Annotated in this window: 21 protein-coding genes; 6 read left to right on the top strand and 15 right to left on the bottom strand. The window is 46.7% G+C overall.

The features are described from left to right. The first annotated feature begins 96 nt into the window (after positions 1–96). Together ACLVWU_RS12515 and pdxH are read left to right on the top strand one after the other, a co-directional pair. Entirely contained in the window at positions 97–798 is a 702-nt protein-coding gene (locus tag ACLVWU_RS12515) for an FKBP-type peptidyl-prolyl cis-trans isomerase (RefSeq protein ID WP_413575079.1), read from the top strand. Positions 799–802: 4 nt separating this feature from the next. Beyond that, positions 803–1,390, top strand: coding sequence for a pyridoxamine 5'-phosphate oxidase (gene pdxH / locus ACLVWU_RS12510; RefSeq protein WP_413575078.1), 588 nt, complete (start codon positions 803–805; stop codon positions 1,388–1,390). 54 nt (positions 1,391–1,444) lie between these two features. On the opposite strand, the gene ACLVWU_RS12505 is transcribed toward pdxH, so the two are convergent. The 6 genes from ACLVWU_RS12505 to ACLVWU_RS12480 all read right to left on the bottom strand — a co-directional run bounded on the left by ACLVWU_RS12505 (position 1,445) and on the right by ACLVWU_RS12480 (position 4,993). Then, entirely contained in the window at positions 1,445–2,083 is a 639-nt protein-coding gene (locus ACLVWU_RS12505) for a hypothetical protein (RefSeq protein ID WP_413575077.1), read from the bottom strand. Between the two features lie 105 nt (positions 2,084–2,188). Next, the gene (locus tag ACLVWU_RS12500) at positions 2,189–2,401 is read right to left on the bottom strand and encodes a DUF883 family protein (RefSeq protein ID WP_413575076.1); all 213 of its coding nucleotides are present in this window, start codon (positions 2,399–2,401) and stop codon (positions 2,189–2,191) included. 134 nt (positions 2,402–2,535) lie between these two features. Then, complete coding sequence (locus tag ACLVWU_RS12495) at positions 2,536–3,135, bottom strand: GNAT family N-acetyltransferase (RefSeq protein WP_413575075.1); 600 nt, start codon at positions 3,133–3,135, stop codon at positions 2,536–2,538. Then, a complete protein-coding gene (locus ACLVWU_RS12490) occupies positions 3,107–3,415 on the bottom strand; it encodes a hypothetical protein (RefSeq protein ID WP_413575074.1) in 309 nt (102 codons plus the stop codon). The genes ACLVWU_RS12495 and ACLVWU_RS12490 overlap by 29 nt, the downstream gene beginning before the upstream one ends. Before the next feature lie 99 nt (positions 3,416–3,514). Further along, positions 3,515–3,904 carry a Co2+/Mg2+ efflux protein ApaG gene (gene apaG / locus ACLVWU_RS12485; RefSeq protein ID WP_413575073.1) on the bottom strand — a complete coding sequence of 130 codons (390 nt, stop codon included), beginning with the start codon at positions 3,902–3,904 and terminating at the stop codon, positions 3,515–3,517. 57 nt (positions 3,905–3,961) lie between these two features. After that, a complete protein-coding gene (locus ACLVWU_RS12480; RefSeq protein ID WP_413575072.1) occupies positions 3,962–4,993 on the bottom strand; it encodes an endonuclease/exonuclease/phosphatase family protein in 1,032 nt (343 codons plus the stop codon). Positions 4,994–5,045: 52 nt separating this feature from the next. On the opposite strand from ACLVWU_RS12480, the gene ACLVWU_RS12475 reads away from it, so the two are divergent. Beyond that, positions 5,046–6,584 (top strand): M17 family metallopeptidase, encoded by a 1,539-nt coding sequence (locus ACLVWU_RS12475; RefSeq protein WP_413575071.1) that lies wholly within the window; start codon positions 5,046–5,048, stop codon positions 6,582–6,584. A gap of 90 nt (positions 6,585–6,674) precedes the next feature. Here ACLVWU_RS12475 and ACLVWU_RS12470 read toward each other — a convergent pair whose 3' ends face one another. The 7 genes from ACLVWU_RS12470 to ACLVWU_RS12440 all read right to left on the bottom strand — a co-directional run bounded on the left by ACLVWU_RS12470 (position 6,675) and on the right by ACLVWU_RS12440 (position 11,269). Continuing rightward, the gene (locus tag ACLVWU_RS12470) at positions 6,675–7,004 is read right to left on the bottom strand and encodes a hypothetical protein (RefSeq protein ID WP_413575070.1); all 330 of its coding nucleotides are present in this window, start codon (positions 7,002–7,004) and stop codon (positions 6,675–6,677) included. A gap of 33 nt (positions 7,005–7,037) precedes the next feature. Further along, positions 7,038–7,262, bottom strand: coding sequence for a hypothetical protein (locus ACLVWU_RS12465; RefSeq protein WP_413575069.1), 225 nt, complete (start codon positions 7,260–7,262; stop codon positions 7,038–7,040). A gap of 95 nt (positions 7,263–7,357) precedes the next feature. Further along, complete coding sequence (locus ACLVWU_RS12460) at positions 7,358–7,681, bottom strand: hypothetical protein (protein ID WP_413575068.1); 324 nt, start codon at positions 7,679–7,681, stop codon at positions 7,358–7,360. Continuing rightward, complete coding sequence (locus ACLVWU_RS12455) at positions 7,678–8,013, bottom strand: hypothetical protein (protein WP_413575067.1); 336 nt, start codon at positions 8,011–8,013, stop codon at positions 7,678–7,680. Before ACLVWU_RS12455 ends, ACLVWU_RS12460 begins: the two co-directional genes overlap by 4 nt. A gap of 137 nt (positions 8,014–8,150) precedes the next feature. Continuing rightward, positions 8,151–8,507, bottom strand: a complete 357-nt coding sequence (locus ACLVWU_RS12450; RefSeq protein ID WP_413575066.1) for a hypothetical protein — start codon at positions 8,505–8,507, stop codon at positions 8,151–8,153. A 747-nt stretch (positions 8,508–9,254) separates the two neighbouring features. Continuing rightward, positions 9,255–10,664 (bottom strand): hypothetical protein, encoded by a 1,410-nt coding sequence (locus ACLVWU_RS12445; RefSeq protein ID WP_413575064.1) that lies wholly within the window; start codon positions 10,662–10,664, stop codon positions 9,255–9,257. Further along, positions 10,664–11,269 (bottom strand): DUF502 domain-containing protein, encoded by a 606-nt coding sequence (locus ACLVWU_RS12440; protein WP_413575063.1) that lies wholly within the window; start codon positions 11,267–11,269, stop codon positions 10,664–10,666. Before ACLVWU_RS12440 ends, ACLVWU_RS12445 begins: the two co-directional genes overlap by 1 nt. Before the next feature lie 165 nt (positions 11,270–11,434). Here ACLVWU_RS12440 and ACLVWU_RS12435 point away from each other — a divergent pair, with 165 nt between their 5' ends. Further along, positions 11,435–13,345, top strand: a complete 1,911-nt coding sequence (locus ACLVWU_RS12435; RefSeq protein WP_413575062.1) for a S8 family serine peptidase — start codon at positions 11,435–11,437, stop codon at positions 13,343–13,345. Between the two features lie 111 nt (positions 13,346–13,456). After that, a complete protein-coding gene (locus tag ACLVWU_RS12430; protein ID WP_413575060.1) occupies positions 13,457–14,233 on the top strand; it encodes an SDR family oxidoreductase in 777 nt (258 codons plus the stop codon). On the opposite strand, the gene ACLVWU_RS12425 is transcribed toward ACLVWU_RS12430, so the two are convergent. Next, positions 14,225–14,794: a GNAT family N-acetyltransferase gene (locus ACLVWU_RS12425; RefSeq protein ID WP_413575059.1), complete on the bottom strand. Its 570-nt coding sequence runs from the start codon at positions 14,792–14,794 to the stop codon at positions 14,225–14,227. The two genes, ACLVWU_RS12430 and ACLVWU_RS12425, sit on opposite strands and share 9 nt — an antisense overlap. A gap of 165 nt (positions 14,795–14,959) precedes the next feature. Between ACLVWU_RS12425 and ACLVWU_RS12420 the strand changes: the two genes are divergently transcribed. Next, positions 14,960–15,847 carry a hypothetical protein gene (locus ACLVWU_RS12420; RefSeq protein WP_413575058.1) on the top strand — a complete coding sequence of 296 codons (888 nt, stop codon included), beginning with the start codon at positions 14,960–14,962 and terminating at the stop codon, positions 15,845–15,847. A gap of 73 nt (positions 15,848–15,920) precedes the next feature. Here the strand turns inward: ACLVWU_RS12420 and mgtE are convergent, their stop codons facing one another. Next, positions 15,921–17,258 carry a magnesium transporter gene (gene mgtE / locus ACLVWU_RS12415; protein WP_413575057.1) on the bottom strand — a complete coding sequence of 446 codons (1,338 nt, stop codon included), beginning with the start codon at positions 17,256–17,258 and terminating at the stop codon, positions 15,921–15,923. Positions 17,259–17,270: the final 12 nt, after the last annotated feature.

Here is a 17,270-nt window from a genome sequence, read left to right as displayed (position 1 = left end):
GCGCGTGTCAGCACGCATTATCTATTTGAAAATCCAATAAATCGGCGCAAGATATGTTGTCTAAGAAAATGATAAACAACCTTAAGAGGAGACAGAATGAATAAGTTAGTACTTGGAGGCCTTGTTGTTGCAATGGCTCTTACAACTGCTTGCAACAGAAAAGTTAAATTGGACACTGATATCAAAAAGGCGTCCTATGCTATCGGCCAACAAATTGGCGGCAACTTGAAACAACAAAACATCGATTTCGATGCTGACGCTTTGGCGCAAGCTTTGAAAGATGCTTCTGCTGGTAAAAATGAAATGACCAAAGAAGACATGCAAGCAGCGATGATGAAACTTCAAGAGCTTGCGATGAAAAAACAAACAGAAGCAGCTGATACAAATGCTAAAGCAGGCAAAGACTTCCTTGAGAAGAACAAATCTGCCGCTAACGTAAAAACAACTGCATCTGGTCTTCAATACATCATGGAAAAAGAAGGCACTGGCGCAACTCCTAAAAAAGAAGACGTAGTAAAAGTTCACTACAAAGGGACTTTGACTAACGGCGAACAATTCGATTCTTCTTACGATCGTGGTCAACCGGCTGAATTCCCAGTTGGTGGCGTGATCCCAGGTTGGACAGAAGCTCTTCAATTGATGAAAGTTGGCTCTAAAGCAAAACTTTTCATCCCACCAGAACTTGCTTACGGTCCATCAGGTCGTCCAGGTATTCCACCAAATTCAGTTCTAGTTTTCGAAGTTGAATTGATGGATATCGTTAAGGCTGATAAACCAGCAGCAAAAGCTAAAAAATAGTCGAATGTTTGATCTGACTATTGACCCTTATCTTCATTTTGATCGCCTCTTGAAAGAGGCGATTGAAAAGCAGATCCCGGAAGCGAACGCGATGTCGGTCGCAACCGTGGATGAAAGGGGCATTCCCTCTGTGAGAGTTGTCTATTTAAAAGACAGAACTCCAGAGGGTTTTGTTTTTTATGGCAACTACCACAGCCATAAGGGATTGGATCTCGAAGAAAATCCCAATATCTGTTTGAATTTTCATTGGCCAGCAATCTGGCAACAGGTTCGTGTGACAGGGATGGCAGTTAAAGTGCGCCCCGAAGAAAGCGATGCCTACTGGAAAACCCGCTCAAGACTTAGTCAAATCGGTGGTTGGGCTTCCAACCAAAGCGAAGAGATTCCTGACTACGATTACTTGGAGCGCCGGGTTCGTGAATACGAAAAGCAGTTTGAAGGTCAGGTAATTCCGCGTCCTCCGCATTGGGGCGGGTGGCTGGTGATTCCGACTGAAATCGAATTTTGGTTCGGTCTTGGCGGTCGACTGCACGAGCGTTATATCTATCAAAAAACCGAAGAAGGTTGGAACACCTTCATGCGTTCACCATGACAAATGGCGGCCGCTGCCGCCATCATTGGAATTTACATTTTTAGCTAAAATTTCCTAGTGCTTTGAACTTTGTGTAAAGTCTTCGGTATCTGAAGGCCATTCTGTGTTGCGTGCATCCTTGCGATGTTCGCGGCGGGCTTCGCGGGCGGCACGTCTGGCTTCTCGATCTGCACGGCGGGCTTCGCTTGCGCTGAAGCGTCTTTCGCGGCGGGCTTTTCTGCCATCGACGAAATCCATCAGCAATTCTGCCAAAGCTCCATCCAGGTCAGAGGGGCGTCGCTGCTCTCTGTGCATGCGTTCTGCTTTTTCTTCGGCTTGTTCCGATGCCTTTTTCCCAGCAGTAGCGTTTTTAGCTCCGGGCCACTGTTGGGTGAATATGTATATGTATCCTCCGGCAGTGATCGCCGCCAGTACTACACCTGTCCAAAGAGTCGCTGTTCCATAGATGGTACCCAGCCGGTCAAACTGAAGTGTTGCATCGATGATTGCCATGAATAGTCCGCCGCAGAAAAAGAAAGTGGCGCAGATTCCTAACAATATTAATGTCACGGGCTTGCGCAGTCGTAGTGCTAAGTCATCAATGATTCCGGCTTGGATCTTTTTAAAATCAAAACCGCCCCCACCGCCGTGGCCACCCGAAAAGGATCTGTTGCTTATGAACATTGCCAATAGGCTGCTCAGTATTTTCATCATGAACGTCTCCCGTGTAAAAAAGAATTATTGTTTGTTGAGATGTTTAAAAGATTTTTTGGACGAGGGGCTTTTCCGAGGGTGCAGTGGAAAAGCCCTCGTTGTTGTCTACCAGCGGCGTGAGCGAAGCAACATGCCAGCCACAAAACCTACGGCGCAAGCGCCAAGGACTGAACTGACAGGATGTTCATTCACGAAATCCGTGGAGGAATCGACCGCTTGTCGCGCGCGGTTTTGAACTTCTTTATAACCGTTTTCCCATCTCGCAGATGCATCACGAGCGGCTGATTTGGGATTCGAAGATGTTGTTGGTCCGGCCATAACTAACTCCTTTGTTAGAGGATCAGATCCTGCAGATATTCTGATCCTCTAATAGAGTCATCGCCAGTAAACTTTGGGTAAGTTGTTAGCGGACACGGGGTTGGAAAAAATGAAGCACCGACCTTAGGTCGTATTTATTTCTTTTTTTGTGGAAATTTATACTTAATACCGAAGTCTTCGCAAGTGGCAGCGAAGGCAATGAGGTCGATCCATTTCTTTCGATAGAAAACACGGCGCAGGCTGAGGCCTTCTTTGCGCAGTTTGATTTTTTTTGCGACTTTCAAAGAGGGTTTGTTGTCAGGCTCAATGAATGCTTCCAAACGGTGAAGTTTTAATTCCTTAAAGGCGAATTTTAAAACGGCTGCGCAAGCTTCGGTTGCATAGCCTTCACCCCAAAAATTATTGAAGATTCGATATCCCAGGTGACCACTTTGATGAAAACCGCGTCGGATGAGATCGATGCTGATATGGCCAATCAATATGCCATCATCTTTTCTGAACACAGCAAATTCATAAGCGGAATCTGTGACCCGGAGGTGTAATTCCTTTTTTATTTTCTCTTTGAATTTTGCCTTTGTTAATTCACTCAGTACCCAGTTTGTTTCATCCCAGGCGCTTTGTGGGGGGCGCATACTGCTGAATGCCTGTGACCAGTTTTCATAGTCATGCAATTCAAGCGGTCGAATAATAAGACGGGGTGTTTGTTTAAATAGAGGCAAAGTTGTCGATTTCATTGCGTATCAGTCTAAGAGGGATGCGCTGAAGGTTGCAATAGTAATAGCTAAGCTTTTGCGGGGCGCGCACGATGGCCATGTGGGAATGGTGGCCCGTAAAGCGCACTTCTATTTTTACGTCTTCATTAAGGGGGACAGCAATCATGCGGGGGGTGACAAACGGAGTGGGTTTGTTATCGACCCAGATTTCCGCGCCTTCCTGTTCGGAAACCACCATGCACAGGCCAAATTCTTTTTTTGGAACTTTTAAAAGATCACGGAGTGTTTTGAATAGTGCCATAGATTATCCACCAAAAATAAGGTGGCCTCCCGAAGTAGGGAAGGGTCTATCACAGGCCGCTTTGCGTTTACCAGAGCGGCGTTAAAAACTGGACCTTTTTTAATGAAGGGCGTTTGGCGCCACTAAATAAAATTCAGGGATGTCCACCGAGAAGCTTTGGCCGTCTTCGGTGATCATGTGGTAGCGGCCTTGCATGCTTCCCGTAGTCGTATTTAACGGGCAGGCGCTGTCATATTCGAAGGTTTGACCCGGTTGAATTTTGGGCTGCATACCAATGACACCAGGGCCACGAACTTCTTCTTTTTTGCCAGATGAATCGGTAATCACCCAGTGGCGGCTCATCAACTGAGCCGGGGCAGAGCCCTGGTTGGTGATAGCAATTTTATATGCAAAGAAGTGATAGCCTTTTTCCGGATTTGACTCGGATGGGACGTAAACCACTTTAGCGGTAATCTTAAATTCTGGGACGATGGTTTTTTGCATTGCCATGGGTGTAATATTACTGCGTTCCCTAAGTGCGGGCAATAAAAACTGTGCAGACGCAAATTAACGTAGAACGATATTCTCGATTTCGAACACGATGGGATAATGATCCGAAGGGATTCTTTGTTTGGCTTCCATCGTTTGCGGGATACCGCGTTCACTACCTAATTCGTCTCGGTAACGGAATGCTTTTGCGGAGCCCGCTTTTAATAATGTTTGCATCAACGGTGACAGAAAAGCGAAGTCAATCTGACGTCCCTCTGTGCGAGCGCTGCTTTTGACTTGATAAAAAGTCGCGCGCTGTTCAGGGGGTAGCTTTGCTACTTCAAAAACATCTTTAAGTCCCGTGGTTGTGTAAATGTCGCGGAATTCTTCGTCGGTGTTTAAATTTCCGGCATTGCCGTTAAAATCTCCAGCCACCATGATCGGAATTTGGGGATTGTTTTCCTCAAGCTCGCGATAGATTTCCAAAAGAGTGCGCAGTTCGGCCTGTCGGCGCTCGAAACCGTTCGGATCGATACGTTCAGGATCCAGGCGGGATTTCAAATGAGTCAGCATGATAATCATGAAGGGCTTCTCTTTATCCTGCTTGAAAAGGCGCAATTCCACCACATCCCGGGAAAAACGATGACTGGTCGTAACTTTTCCGCCCTTTACCTGGTACCCATTTTCCAGGCTTTGACGCTCGTGGGGGTAAAGGTAGTTGATGGGGCGCGCTTTGTTGGACAGAAGATCAAAGTAGAAAGGCAGCTCTTTGCGGATCAAAAAGCCCACGTCGATGTTGCGATCTGAATTTCCTTCAATCAAACATGGCGAGTAGGCACCATTCATAAAGAGTTGGTTGAAGTTTTTTAAGGACTCAAACCCGCCCACTTCGCACAGCATAATGATGTCGGCGTCGATTTCGCGAAGGGCTTTGGCGATGTCTTCGCACTTTTTTAGGGACTTATTCTCATATACGGAAATGGACTGACCCTGCCATTGACGCTCATTGTACTTGAGGACATCAGCGGTTGGCGGCTCATCAAACAGCAGAAACAGATTCTCTGCATTGAGTAAGCAAAATTTAAGGTTTGTGGTCTCTGTCCACGTCATATTAATATTCTAGGGATTTTAGTCTTAAGCTCAAAGGAAAAGTGAGGAAATCGTGGCGAAAAAGAAGGCGTCAGCCGCAAAAGCTTCCACAAAACTGCAAATCCGTTCATGGATTGAAACATTTGAAATTGGTAAAGAACCTAAAACAAAGAACGAAATGACGGGCTTTGTCTATTTCTTGGGTTCTGAGGATGCCAACAAACTGAATGGTTTGGTCGAAGAGCATGCTTTGGCATGGCAGATGGAATCCCTAAAAAAGAACGACAAAGAGTTCATCTATTTCATTGGTCTTCAGGGGCCAGTGTGGATTCTTCGCCCCCGTGGCAAAAACTCTGTAGGTCACGATGGTCTTTTGGACGAAGCGACTTATACTTGGGCCCGCGATCAGTTCGGCTCTTTGGTTCCTCATATCAAGGCTCACCAGGTAAAAGCATTGCGTGTTGAGTTCTCGGGAACTGAAAAAGTTCAGGAGCTGGGCGCTTTGGTCGGTTTGGATATGGCACCGTACAATTATCGTCAGTTTGTTGACGGTAAACAGCTGGTGGATCTTCCAAAGGTGAATTTGCTTAAAACTTCAGACGATTTTGATAAATCCCTGATCAAGGAAGCGTCCGTTCGTGCTCGCGCGGTCACTTTGGCGCGTCACTTGGTGAACTTGCCACCGAATGATCTAAATCCAAAATCGTACTCTGACCTTGCGACTAAGAAGATTTCCTGGGGCAAGAACTTGAAAGTGACTGTTTGGGAAGAAAAGAAACTGATTTCTGAAAAAATGGGTTTGCACTTGTCCGTAGGGCAGGGGGCGGCGCATGGACCTCGCATGGTTCATTTGAAATACCGTCCGACAAAGAAATCCGGTTTAAAACCGGTTGCTTTTGTGGGCAAAGGTATCACTTTCGATACCGGTGGTTTGGATATCAAGCCTTCATCAGCAATGCGTTTGATGAAAAAAGACATGGGTGGTTCTGCAGCGGTCATCGCATTGGCGTTGTGGGCTTCTGAATCCCAATATGCAGGCCCATTGGATTTCTATTTGGCTTTGGCTGAAAACGCAGTGGATGCAAATGCGTTCCGTCCAAGTGACATCGTTACGGCTCGCAATGGAATGAAAGTTGAGATCGACAATACAGATGCAGAAGGCCGTTTGGTTTTGGCTGACGTGTTGGATGTTGCGTGCAAACAAAAAGGTTCTGACGATCCTGAGTACGTGATCGACGTTGCAACTTTGACCGGCGCAATCAAAGTCGGCTTGGGTGCCGATATCGCAGGACTTTTCTCGAACGACGATGATCTGGCAAATGAGCTGACTAAAGCAGGTCAACGTGCCGGTGATCTAAACTGGCGCATGCCTTTGTTCGACAAATACTGGGGCGACCTGTCTTCGCCATTCGCTGATTGCAAAAACTCCGGCGGCGGCTTCGGTGGAGCCATCACCGCAGCCTTGTTCCTGCAAAAATTCGTGGGCGGCAAAAAGTGGGCGCACTTGGATATCTACGCCTGGTCCGACCGCGCGAGCGGCGCCATCGGCAGCAGCGGCGGCTCCGGCCAAGCCGTCCAATGCCTCATCGAATTCCTAGAATCCCGCGTTTAGGTACGGACACACTTTTGGTAGCAAGAGTGCGTTAAAAAAACCACGGCATGCCTGCCGTGGTTTTTTATTTTTATCGAGCAATAGAATGAGCTATTTGACGAAATCCTCTCGAATCATAATTCCATTCGACATATCGGGAACTGTACTTGCACCTTCAACATCAACTGCGTGATATTCGTTGTCATAGAAAAATATATCGACGTACGCTCTAGGCTTGCGACCTTTTATTTGCCACAAAACGGCCAAATCCTCACTAACCATAAATACATTGTCGTATAGGCAGTGGCCTGTACTTCCATTTTTCCAATGATCTAAAAGAACCAAATAGCCTTGCGGGGTCTTCATGACTGTTCTGATTCTGTGAATGAAAGTAATAGATTGGCCGTTTAAGAATAGCGTATTGTTTTTAATTTTCATCATTCCGCCATCATTTCTAATGAATGAGTCAGCCATTTATTTAACCAGGTATTCACGAATGACTTTGCCTGTGTTCATGTCGACGACCACACAAACACCTTCCCAATCTATTGCCTCGAACTCTCCATTGTTATGAATGATTGAGACATAGCATCTTGGTTTGCTGCCTTGAATTTGCCATTCAATTTCAAGATTCTGATTGATTTTGTAGACGTTATTCCAAAGATTGTATCCTTGTTTCGCATATACCCAATGTTTCAAAAGTACGAGAGCACCATTTTCGGTTTCAATCGTCTCCTTTATCTCATGGATAAAGGTAATTGATCTGTTGCCAACGGCAAAAGTGTTGTTTCGAGTCATTTGACGAATTTCTCCGAAATTGTTTTTCCGGTCGCCATATCTGTCTCGACGCTCATGCCATCGCAGCTTATAGCTCGAAAGTTTTTCTCATCAACAAAAATTCCAACATAACATCTGGGTTTGTAGCCCTGAATTTGCCATTGTATTTCCAAGTTGTCGTTCAGCTTATAAATGTTGTCCTCGAAGCTATAATTTAGATCTGCATCGCACCAGTAATTCAAAATAACCAAATAGCCATCCTTTACTTTATCAACTGACATTATTTTATGAAGAAAAGTAATTGATCGATCGCCAATGCTAAAAGTGTTGTTCTTTTTCATTTTAAGAAATCCTCTTGTATGACTTTTCCATCTGTCATGTCCAACACCGAACTGACTCCATCTAAATCTACCGCACGATAGTCTCCGTCGTAGTGAAAGATTCCGACGTAGCATCTGGATTTAGTGCCCTTAATTTGCCAAGTGAGCTCCAATTTTTTATTCAACATGTAGACGTTGTCCCACAAGTTATATCCTGACTTTGCTCTCACCCAGTACTTCAAGAGTACCAAGTAGCCATCATTTGTTTCTAAAACTTCAGAAATTTCATGAAGAAACGTGAATGAATATGTGTCGACCGTTAGAGTGTTTTTTTGAATGGTCTTAAAAAACATAAAGGGCTCCTTTGCAGGAACCCCTTATTTCATGGAGCAGGCCATAGGTTTTTCAGCTCTACAGGCCTTAAATTGAATCTGAAGGACGAGCTGTACGCAGTGTCGGACAGCTTTCTAAGAATAGAGAATATTAAGAACTACAGGCGCTCGCAGGTAGGTTCAGCGCGGCAGTTCGATGCGAATCCAGAACCAGATATACAGGCATTTGTGGCTTGCGCAGAGGCTTCAACGCGGCTTTCAGCTTTTCCCTGATACACTTTGCCCCAGGTAGAATCTTTGATGATACAAACCCAGCCTCGGCTTTGTTCAGGAGCCCCGTACTCAAGGCGCTCCAGGCGTTGGGAAAGTTGGTACACAGTCGATTCCAATTGATAAACCCGTCGCTGCAGATCCTGCTCTGGAGGACGCATGTTTCGTGATTGCGCAACTGAAGGCATTGCCGTTAACAAAGTCGCCAAAGTAACAAGAACAGCAAAAGTACGTCGTAAAAACATAAGAACCCCCAGTGGTTTAAAAGTGCCTTCGATATCCGAAGGTGAAAACTCCTAAAGCAATAGGGATGCCAGTTCAAACAGGGCCATTGTGACCCTGCTTGAAGGGAAGTGATATTACGGAATCACTTTAGTTTGCGGAGTAGGGTGACAGGACAGACACCAGCCTTACAGCACAGGCGATAAACTTCCTTGCGGGATACGGAAGGTGATAACAATCCGTTGATAAGATTTAAAGTCTCCATCGAGACGACGGAGATCTTGCATTCGGTTCCAGAGATCAGCTGCACTAGGCTCACGGGTACCTCCAACACTTATAGGTTAAAAAGCTCTTCGGCAGAGATCCAAGATTTTGAAAGTCATTATCGTTTATGAAAGCCCATTGAGAACCTATCGACAACTGAATGAGAAAACATCCGCCAAAGGTCTGTGTATGCGTTTTGTGCATATTCGGATTCTTATTATGCGTTGGAGATTATGGCTAAGGATGCCGTATATTGGTCAAATGAAAGGAGGCATTGGAAATGCTTAAGCTACTAGAAGTTATCAAAGCTAAAATGACTTTGAACTTGAATGAAAAAGAAAATTCGACGCTTTTATCTTGTCTTGCAAATCTGCACTAGATCTTGCCAGTGCAAATCTGCACTAAAGACATCTCTGGCGCACTGAAAACTTCGCGCCGATTCAAAACACCAGAAATAAATCCCACTTTTCATGTGTAAAATAAATCCTGGTGTTCTTTAAAGAGCTCTACTTAAAACCAAACAGTTTTTGCGATTTGATCGCAGAGACCACTTTCTGCGGAACGAACTGCTCCCAGCGTGAATCCCCGGATTCAATCATCTTAACCACGTCGCCGGAGTGCAGGTAGTCTGCAGTTTCATCACAACCCGACACATCGACAATTTGCTTACTTTCCACGAAGTAAGCATAGATGTGTCGCAAGTGAGCTTTTGGAAAAAAGCTCTTCGTCGTCAGGCAAAGATCCGGAGTCTTGTGGGGATAAACGTAAACTTTGGTTTTTTGCTCCATCAGTTTACCCAGGCCCTCAAGCAAGCCGCCCTCTAAATTCTTATAATGTGATTCTTCGAACAGTTTTTCCAGATGACTCGCACCCATGATCAACGCCATCAGATTCTGATTGTAGCGGCGGATGAATCTTTTCAACGTATAGAACAAACGGAAATTTGAAATCATCACGTGATAACCCAGGCTGGTCAGAACTTCCACGCGAGCCAAAAAGTCAGACTCGTTCACGTGGCCGTCTGTTGTCAGATTGTGCATCGTCATTTCCATGACGGGCAGGATCTCCAGATCCTTGCCTTCCATGTTTTTCACGTCAGCTTTCATTTGCGCCATGCCTTTTTGGATAACGTCGATGTGAGTGCTGGTGACGGGGCGGAAGGTGCCTCGTTGAATTAACAATGATTTGCCATAAACGGCGTCGGAAACATTCAAAATTTCATTTTTAGGGGAGAACATGATTGCTTCCGCCAAACCTCGGCGAACCAGTTCCAAATTCATCAAGCGGTTGTCAAAGTGAGCAACGGCCGATCCATTGAACTTGATAACGTCGATGACAACCTGGCCCTCTTTAAGGTTTTCCACCAATTGTGGAACGAAGTTGTCTGTATCTGCCAAACCATAGAAAGCACAAAAGAGTAAATTAACACCCAGAACGCCCAGGGATTCCTGTTGTTGCAGGCGATGGCGATCCAGCATGCGCACATGCAGAATGATTTCATTCGACGGACCGCCGGGAGTCGCTTGAAAGCGCACACCCATCCAGCCATGGGATTGTTTGCTGGAGCCTACTGAAGCGGTTGCCACAGTTGAAGCAAACGAGAAGAAACAAGTCTTACCGCCACGGGGGCCACTAAGACGTTCGATCAAAAGATTGTATTCATGCCCCAGCATCTTTTCCAGACGGGGTTCACATACATAGCGACCATTGGCTTCTTTGCCATAGATTTCATCGCTGACGATCATGTCATAGGCAGAGATGGTTTTCGCGATGGTTTGAGAAGCCATACCGGCTTGAAAGAAGTGGCGGGCCACTTCTTGTCCTGCACCGATTTCGGCAAAAGCACCATAGCGAGTCAGGTCGTTGTTGATTTTTAAAGCTTTACTGACCGTTGTTGCGCAGGAAGCATCAGCCATTACTTGTCTCCCTCATGCTTTTCAGCCTTCACCCAACCAGTGATGGCAAGGCTCATGGCTTTTTCAATCGGAATATCAATTGGAGTGATGCGGTTGCGGGGAACCAGCAGAGTGAATCCACCCAAACCATAACTCATCGGAATGTAAACAGAGACTTTATCTGTGGCTTGCGCGTTGATAGCCGGAATATCCGTGAAATGCTCACGGGTCACCAGGCCCATCGCGCGGATGCCGTTGTCGTTGATATCAACCAACACCACGGTTTGCATGCCGCCCCCGGGACCGCCGCCCTTCGAGAACATATTCATCAGATCGCGCAGGGGACTGTAAACCGCCTTGATCAAAGGAACCTGAGTTAGTTTTTGTTCCAATTTATGGAAAAGACCTGCTGCCAATAGATTGTTAAGCAGGAAGCCCAAAAAGAAGATCAACAGAATAGTCAGCAGGAAGCCAAAGCCCGGGATATAGACCGGCATGAACTGGCGCAGGGTATCGCCCAGGATGCTATCCACAATCGAAACACCCGCATAGATGATGTAGATCGTCAGTGCGATGGGTAGGAAGGTTACAAGACCTTGCAAGAAAATTTTCTGAAGATGTTTCATAGCTGGATGGTGTCCTTGTCTCTGAATGTATCGGTTAAAAATTAATATCAGCTTAGCTGAATAGCATCAAGGTCTTACGCTTGTCTCAAAATAGGTCACTATTTTGTGCTCATTATTCCTGGACCAGCAACCGAATAGATATTGTTCAATTTCTAAGGAGAAACCGTGAAACGCATTGTAATAGGTTTCATAGCTTTGACTCTTACATTCGCTGGTACCGCGTTCGCACAAATGTCGACCGTTGTTCCGGGGGAATATATCGTTAAAGTGCGCAATAGCTCTACCGGTGTAAACCAGCAGGGTGTTCGTGCACGACTTGCGCAAAGAGTCACTATGAGAGGCGCCTACAGCAAGCTCGGGATGTATCACGTTTCAGTTCGTTCTTTGGCATCTGCAGCAGAAGAAGTGGCCGATTTGAAAAACGACCCGGATGTTGAATATGTGGAACCCAACTATATATGGTCCACCAACGGCACGCTGGCCAGTGAAACCGCAAGTCAAGGCTTTTCCTTGCAACATCTATTTAATACCAACGCTATTCTAATGGGCTCCGGCTCCTACAGTCAGAGTTATCTTTATCAGGCTTCCCTCATCGATGCCAATACTCAGGTGACGAGTGCATGGTCGCAATCAGTTAGCTTTGCAAGCAATACGGGTAAGGTCATAGTTGCGGTTGTGGATTCTGGTTTGGACTTCACGCACCCGGTTTTCAGACCTTATGAAGCTGACGGTACTGGCGGTTCGGGGGCCGCGTGGGTGAATGTCGCGGAAGCCAACGGTGTACCGGGTTATGATGATGACGGTAACGGATATGTCGACGATATCAATGGTTGGAATTTTACTAATAACTCTCCAAACGTGATGGATGACAATAACCACGGGACACACGTTGCAGGAATCGTGGTCGGTGCTGGACTGAATATCTTCCAGCGTCCACTGCCTGAATCAAAAATCCTGATCATGCCGGTGAAGTCTTTGAAAGCCGACGGTTCAGGAACGACTGCATATGCAATTAAAGCGATCGACTACGCCGTGGATAATGGGGCGCAAGTGATCAACAATTCTTGGGGGGGCGCAAACTACTCCAGAGCATTGTTGGATTCCCTGGCGGCAGCCTATAATAAGGGCATTCTGATCGTGAATGCAGCGGGTAACTATAACAGTAACAATGACAGTGTGCCGATGTATCCGGCGAATTATGATTTGCCGAGTGTAATTTCAGTCGCATCCGTAAACTCATATGATCAAAAATCTAGCTTTTCGAATTACGGCAAGGGTAAGGTTCACATTGCTTCTCCAGGAGAAGATATTCTAAGTACCATTCCTGGTGGCGGATATAAATATATGGATGGAACTTCAATGGCGGCTCCATTGGTGGCCGGTATCGCAGCCCTTGCTTTGCGTGAAGAACCTCAGTTGACGGGCTATCAAATCAAACAAAAACTTATTCAAACTGCTGACGTCGTTTCGGGATTGGCGAACTATGTTTCCTCCAGTGCCCGCGTGGATTCAGGTCAGCTAATTCAGGAAGTGCAGGCAAGTCATGGCGAGCAGGCTGAGCAACCACCATTGGATGCATCCCGCTTCCCGGCTTCGGCTGAAGGTGCGGGCGCAGCAACAGGTTGCGGACTGGTGACGACAGCTATTCACAGTGGCCCAGGTGCGGGCGGTGCAAACCCGACGGCCGGAGTGGTCTTGGGTTTGATGATGATTCCAATGGCGTTCTGGTTCATCCTTCGTCAACGTGCGATGGCAAATGACCCAAGAAACAAACGTCGCCACGATCGTTTCAAAATGCAATCGCAAATCAAAGTGATGGTTGGCGATCGCGAACTGGTTGGATCGATGAACACGATCTCTCAAGGTGGTTTGTCTTTCAACACCGATCAGGCCCTGGAAAAAGGCGGTATCGTCACCATGCGAATCGCAAGCCCGGATGGCAACGAGATCATCGAGGTGCAGGGTCAAGTCGTGTGGAGCGAAGCGAACCAATCCTACGGGGTGCAATTCGCAAATGCGAAACAGGGAACTTTGGCTATGATCCAACAGTGGACTGCGAACCTTGTGAAATCATAGTGTTTGCGAACTAAAAATTAAAACCACTAAAAGGGGCTCTTGAACAAAGAGTCCCTTTTTTATTTTGCGCCCTTCACTGAATCTTGCTGAAATACTCAAGCGGGAGGACGTATGAGTTCATGGGATCTTCAGGGTAAAACAGCAGTCGTGTGTGGGGCATCACAAGGTATTGGTTTTGCCACAGCCAAGCTTTTGGCAGAGCGCGGAGCCCGCGTGATTGCCTTGGCTCGCAATGAAGACAACCTCAAAAGTTTGATAGCCTCTTTATCCAAAGGGCCGCACAAATACTTTGCCGTGGATTTAGCTGACACCGAAAGCTTAAAAAAAATCCTGCCTTCATTGGCGCAGGAGCAAATTCACATTCTGGTCAACAATGCCGGGGGCCCTAAAGGGGGACCTTTGTTGGAAGCTTCCATCGAAGAGTTTGAAGCGCCGTTAAGGGCTCATCTAGTGGCAGCGCATTTGTTGGTGCAAACGGTGGTGCCGTCAATGAAGGCTTCCAAGTACGGTCGTATCGTCAATATTATTTCAACTTCAGTCAAAAATCCGATTCCAGGTTTGGGAGTTTCCAACACCATTCGCGGGGCGATGGCCAATTGGTCAAAAACTCTGGCGGGGGAGCTCGGCCCCTATGGGATCACAGTCAATAATATGTTACCAGGATATATTCGTACCGGGCGAATTGAGTCCTTGATGGGATCTGCTGCGCAAAAAAGTGGAAGTACAGTTGATCAGGTTGAAGAGCAATGGATTAAAACAATCCCTGCCGGTCGGATCGGTGATCCCGCAGAGGCGGCGGAAGGCATTGCTTTTCTGGTCAGTCCTGCGGCTTCCTATATTAATGGAATAAATTTGCCGGTCGATGGAGGGCGCACGCCCTCATTGTGAGTCTTGGGATTTCATCCATTCGCCGCGAAGTTTGCCAAATACTTTGGTGCTTTGGTATTCACCGTTAACCAACGAGTCCTCGCGAAGTTCACCTTCGAATTTATAACCATTCTTAAGGGCGACACGGGCAGAGGCGTCGTTGAAACTGAAACAGCGAATTTCCACACGGTGGAAGCCTTGTTTGAAGCAGGCGCTTTCCAGCATTTTCACCACTTCGCTGATTAGGCCCCGGCCTTCAAACTCCTTGGAAATCCAGTATCCCAGCTCGCAGTTCTTGTTTTCCCAGTGAATATTGTGAACGCCAGCACTTCCGATGTACTTACCTTCAAAATAAATTCCGTAATCAAACAAAGCCAGGTTGTCCCACTCGGCAAATGTGACATCGATCCATTTTTTGGAATCTTCCACCGTATTGGTGAATTGAATCCAGGGCATATTTTTTAGATGCTCTCGATTTGCATCAATGGTTTTAAACATCTCCGGCGCCAGCGCTGAAGAGTGTTTCTCCAGAGAGACTTTGGGGCCGTTTAAAGCTGAGGGAAGTGGTTTTTGTGAAAGCATATTCAAACCCTACTGTGAGTGCCCTGGAATGTCACCCGGTGACATTCCCAGACGCAAAGCAATTCTCAAATCAAAACAGTTCCATCTGAGTCCGGGAAACGCTTGGATTGTTTCTTGCTTAGTAGGGGGTGGATGGAAAATCCGCCTTATTAAAGGAGAGAGTTTATGAAGATTTCTAAATTATTGGCGACAGCTGTTTTGATGAGCCTTGCTGCCTGTGCGGTAAAGGATGATAAAGCTAGTAGTGTAGCCCTGGGTCTTCGTGGCGATGACACTCCTAAAGGTGAAGCGACGGTAAATACAAAAGATGGCGGTCAGCCAGGTCAAATCATGGTGACAGGTGCGATTGTTAAAATCGACGAAAGCAAAGTTAATTATGATGAGCCCTCTGACAAACTGAGTGTGAATCCGGCGATTAAAATAACTTATATCGCGGGTTTGGCAGCTGATGGAAAGCTGACAGATTTGGATCCCGACCACAAACCAATGTCGAACCTTACCAAATCAGAAACTATTCTAAATGAAGTGGTGTCCGACACCTCTTATGTTGTTTTTGGCTGTACTGACGATCAAGTCGATGCCAGTTATATCAATGGTCTGACAAAAAAAGAAGTTATGGCGACAGCTGATCAAGTGGGTTCGTTGACAAGTGCAAAAGTCGTTTTTGTTTGTGGCGAATTGAAAACAACGGCGATGGCTTTGGCAATCAAGGCAGACACATTGATCCTGAACAGCGCAAGTATTATCAGTACTGCTCCGGCGGGGATGGTTGATATCGGCGCGAACAAGCTTTCATTGATTGGTAAGAATTTGATTCGCACCATCGGTCAGGATGCCGATTCAAATGTGCTTCCTGCAGCAAGCATTGAATTTAACGTGACCAAAGAACTTATGGCTGGCACTGACGGCACTCTGCATATTACCAGTAAAGGCGGCGACATTAAAAAAGGAGCCGCACAATCCACAATTGGTACCAGCGACCAGCAGAAAGCCAAGGACCAGCAGGAAGAACAAGATCTTGCGGGCAGAATGGCTCTGGATGCGACTCGCTAAGTTTGATTCATTTATTAAAAGTAAAAAAGGCGTCTCAAGAAGACGCCTTTTTCATTTTTAGCTGCATGAATTATTAAAGCAAAACACCCGCAAGAACAAATGAAGCTACCGAGAAGTAAATAATCAATCCCGTCACGTCCACCAAAGTTGCAACGGCCGGAGCAGAAGCAGAAGCCGGGTCAAAGCCGATTTTCTTAAGCAGGAAAGGTAGCATGGAGCCCGAGATGGTTCCCCACAGTACGATACCAATCAGGCTGAGCATCACTGTGACTGCTACAAGCATATAGTGTGGGCCATACAGGGCCTCACGCGTTGGCCAGATCATGATACGGAATAGCCCCACAAGTCCTAAGCAAACACCCAGTGCTAAGCCAGCCATAAGCTCACGACCCAGAACACGCCACCAGTCACGCAGGCGCACCTCGCCCAGGGCCATCGCACGAATAATCAAGGTCGAAGCCTGGGAGCCGGAGTTACCACCGGAGCTGATAATCAATGGAATAAACAAAGCTAATACCACGGCACGTTCAATTTCCGTTTGGAAATAGCCCATCGCCGTAGCCGTGAACATCTCGCCCAGGAACAGGACCAACAACCATCCCGCACGTTTCTTGATCATCTCGAACATCGAGATCTTCATGTACGGAGCATCCAGGGATTCCACGCCCCCCAGTTTATGGATATCTTCAGTGGTCTCTTCCTGAATCGCCGTCGCCACGTCATCGAACGTAACGATACCTTTCATGATCCCCTGTTCATCCACAACGGGCAGGGCCATCAAATCATGTTGCGAGAAAATACGACCGATTTCCTCTTGGTCCATGTCAGGTGGAACTTTCAGAACTTCGGTTTGCATGATTTCAGAAATACGAGTGCCCGCAGCCGCCGAGAAAATCTCGCGGAAGGAAATAACACCCTGAAGTTTCTGATCAGAATCTAAAACATAAGCATAGTAAATGGACTCAACGTGGGTTTTGGCCTGGATGCGCAGATAGCTGATGGCTTCATCCACGCTCATCTCGGCGCGCAGGCGCACGAAACGGGTGCTCATCAAGCCCCCGGCCGCGTCTTCTGCGTAAGCCAGCAGGGCAATGACTTCACGTTTGGTCTGTGGATCCAATAGGGAAAGTAAATCTTCCTTATGGTCGGTACCGATTTCTTGAATTAGATCGGCCACGTCATCGGGAGCCAGCAAACGCACCCAAGAGCGTTTCTCAAGATGAGACGCTTCAGCAATAAGTTCGGCCTGGTCATGGGTCGGGAGATTTAAAAATAACTCTTCAGCATCAGTTCTAGGAAGCTCCTTGAACTTTTCGCGACGCTCATCCGGGGTTAAAGAGGCCCATTGATCGGTCAGACTGATCACGGAGTTTTCGTCTAGTGTTTCATCGAGGGTTTGGTTGTTATCCATGCCCACCTCACT

Source organism: Bdellovibrio sp. HCB290 (genome assembly GCF_047305925.1).
Taxonomy (GTDB): domain Bacteria; phylum Bdellovibrionota; class Bdellovibrionia; order Bdellovibrionales; family Bdellovibrionaceae; genus Bdellovibrio.
The sequence above is the reverse complement of the archived record's forward strand: the minus strand, read 5'-3'. Positions and strand labels throughout refer to the sequence as shown.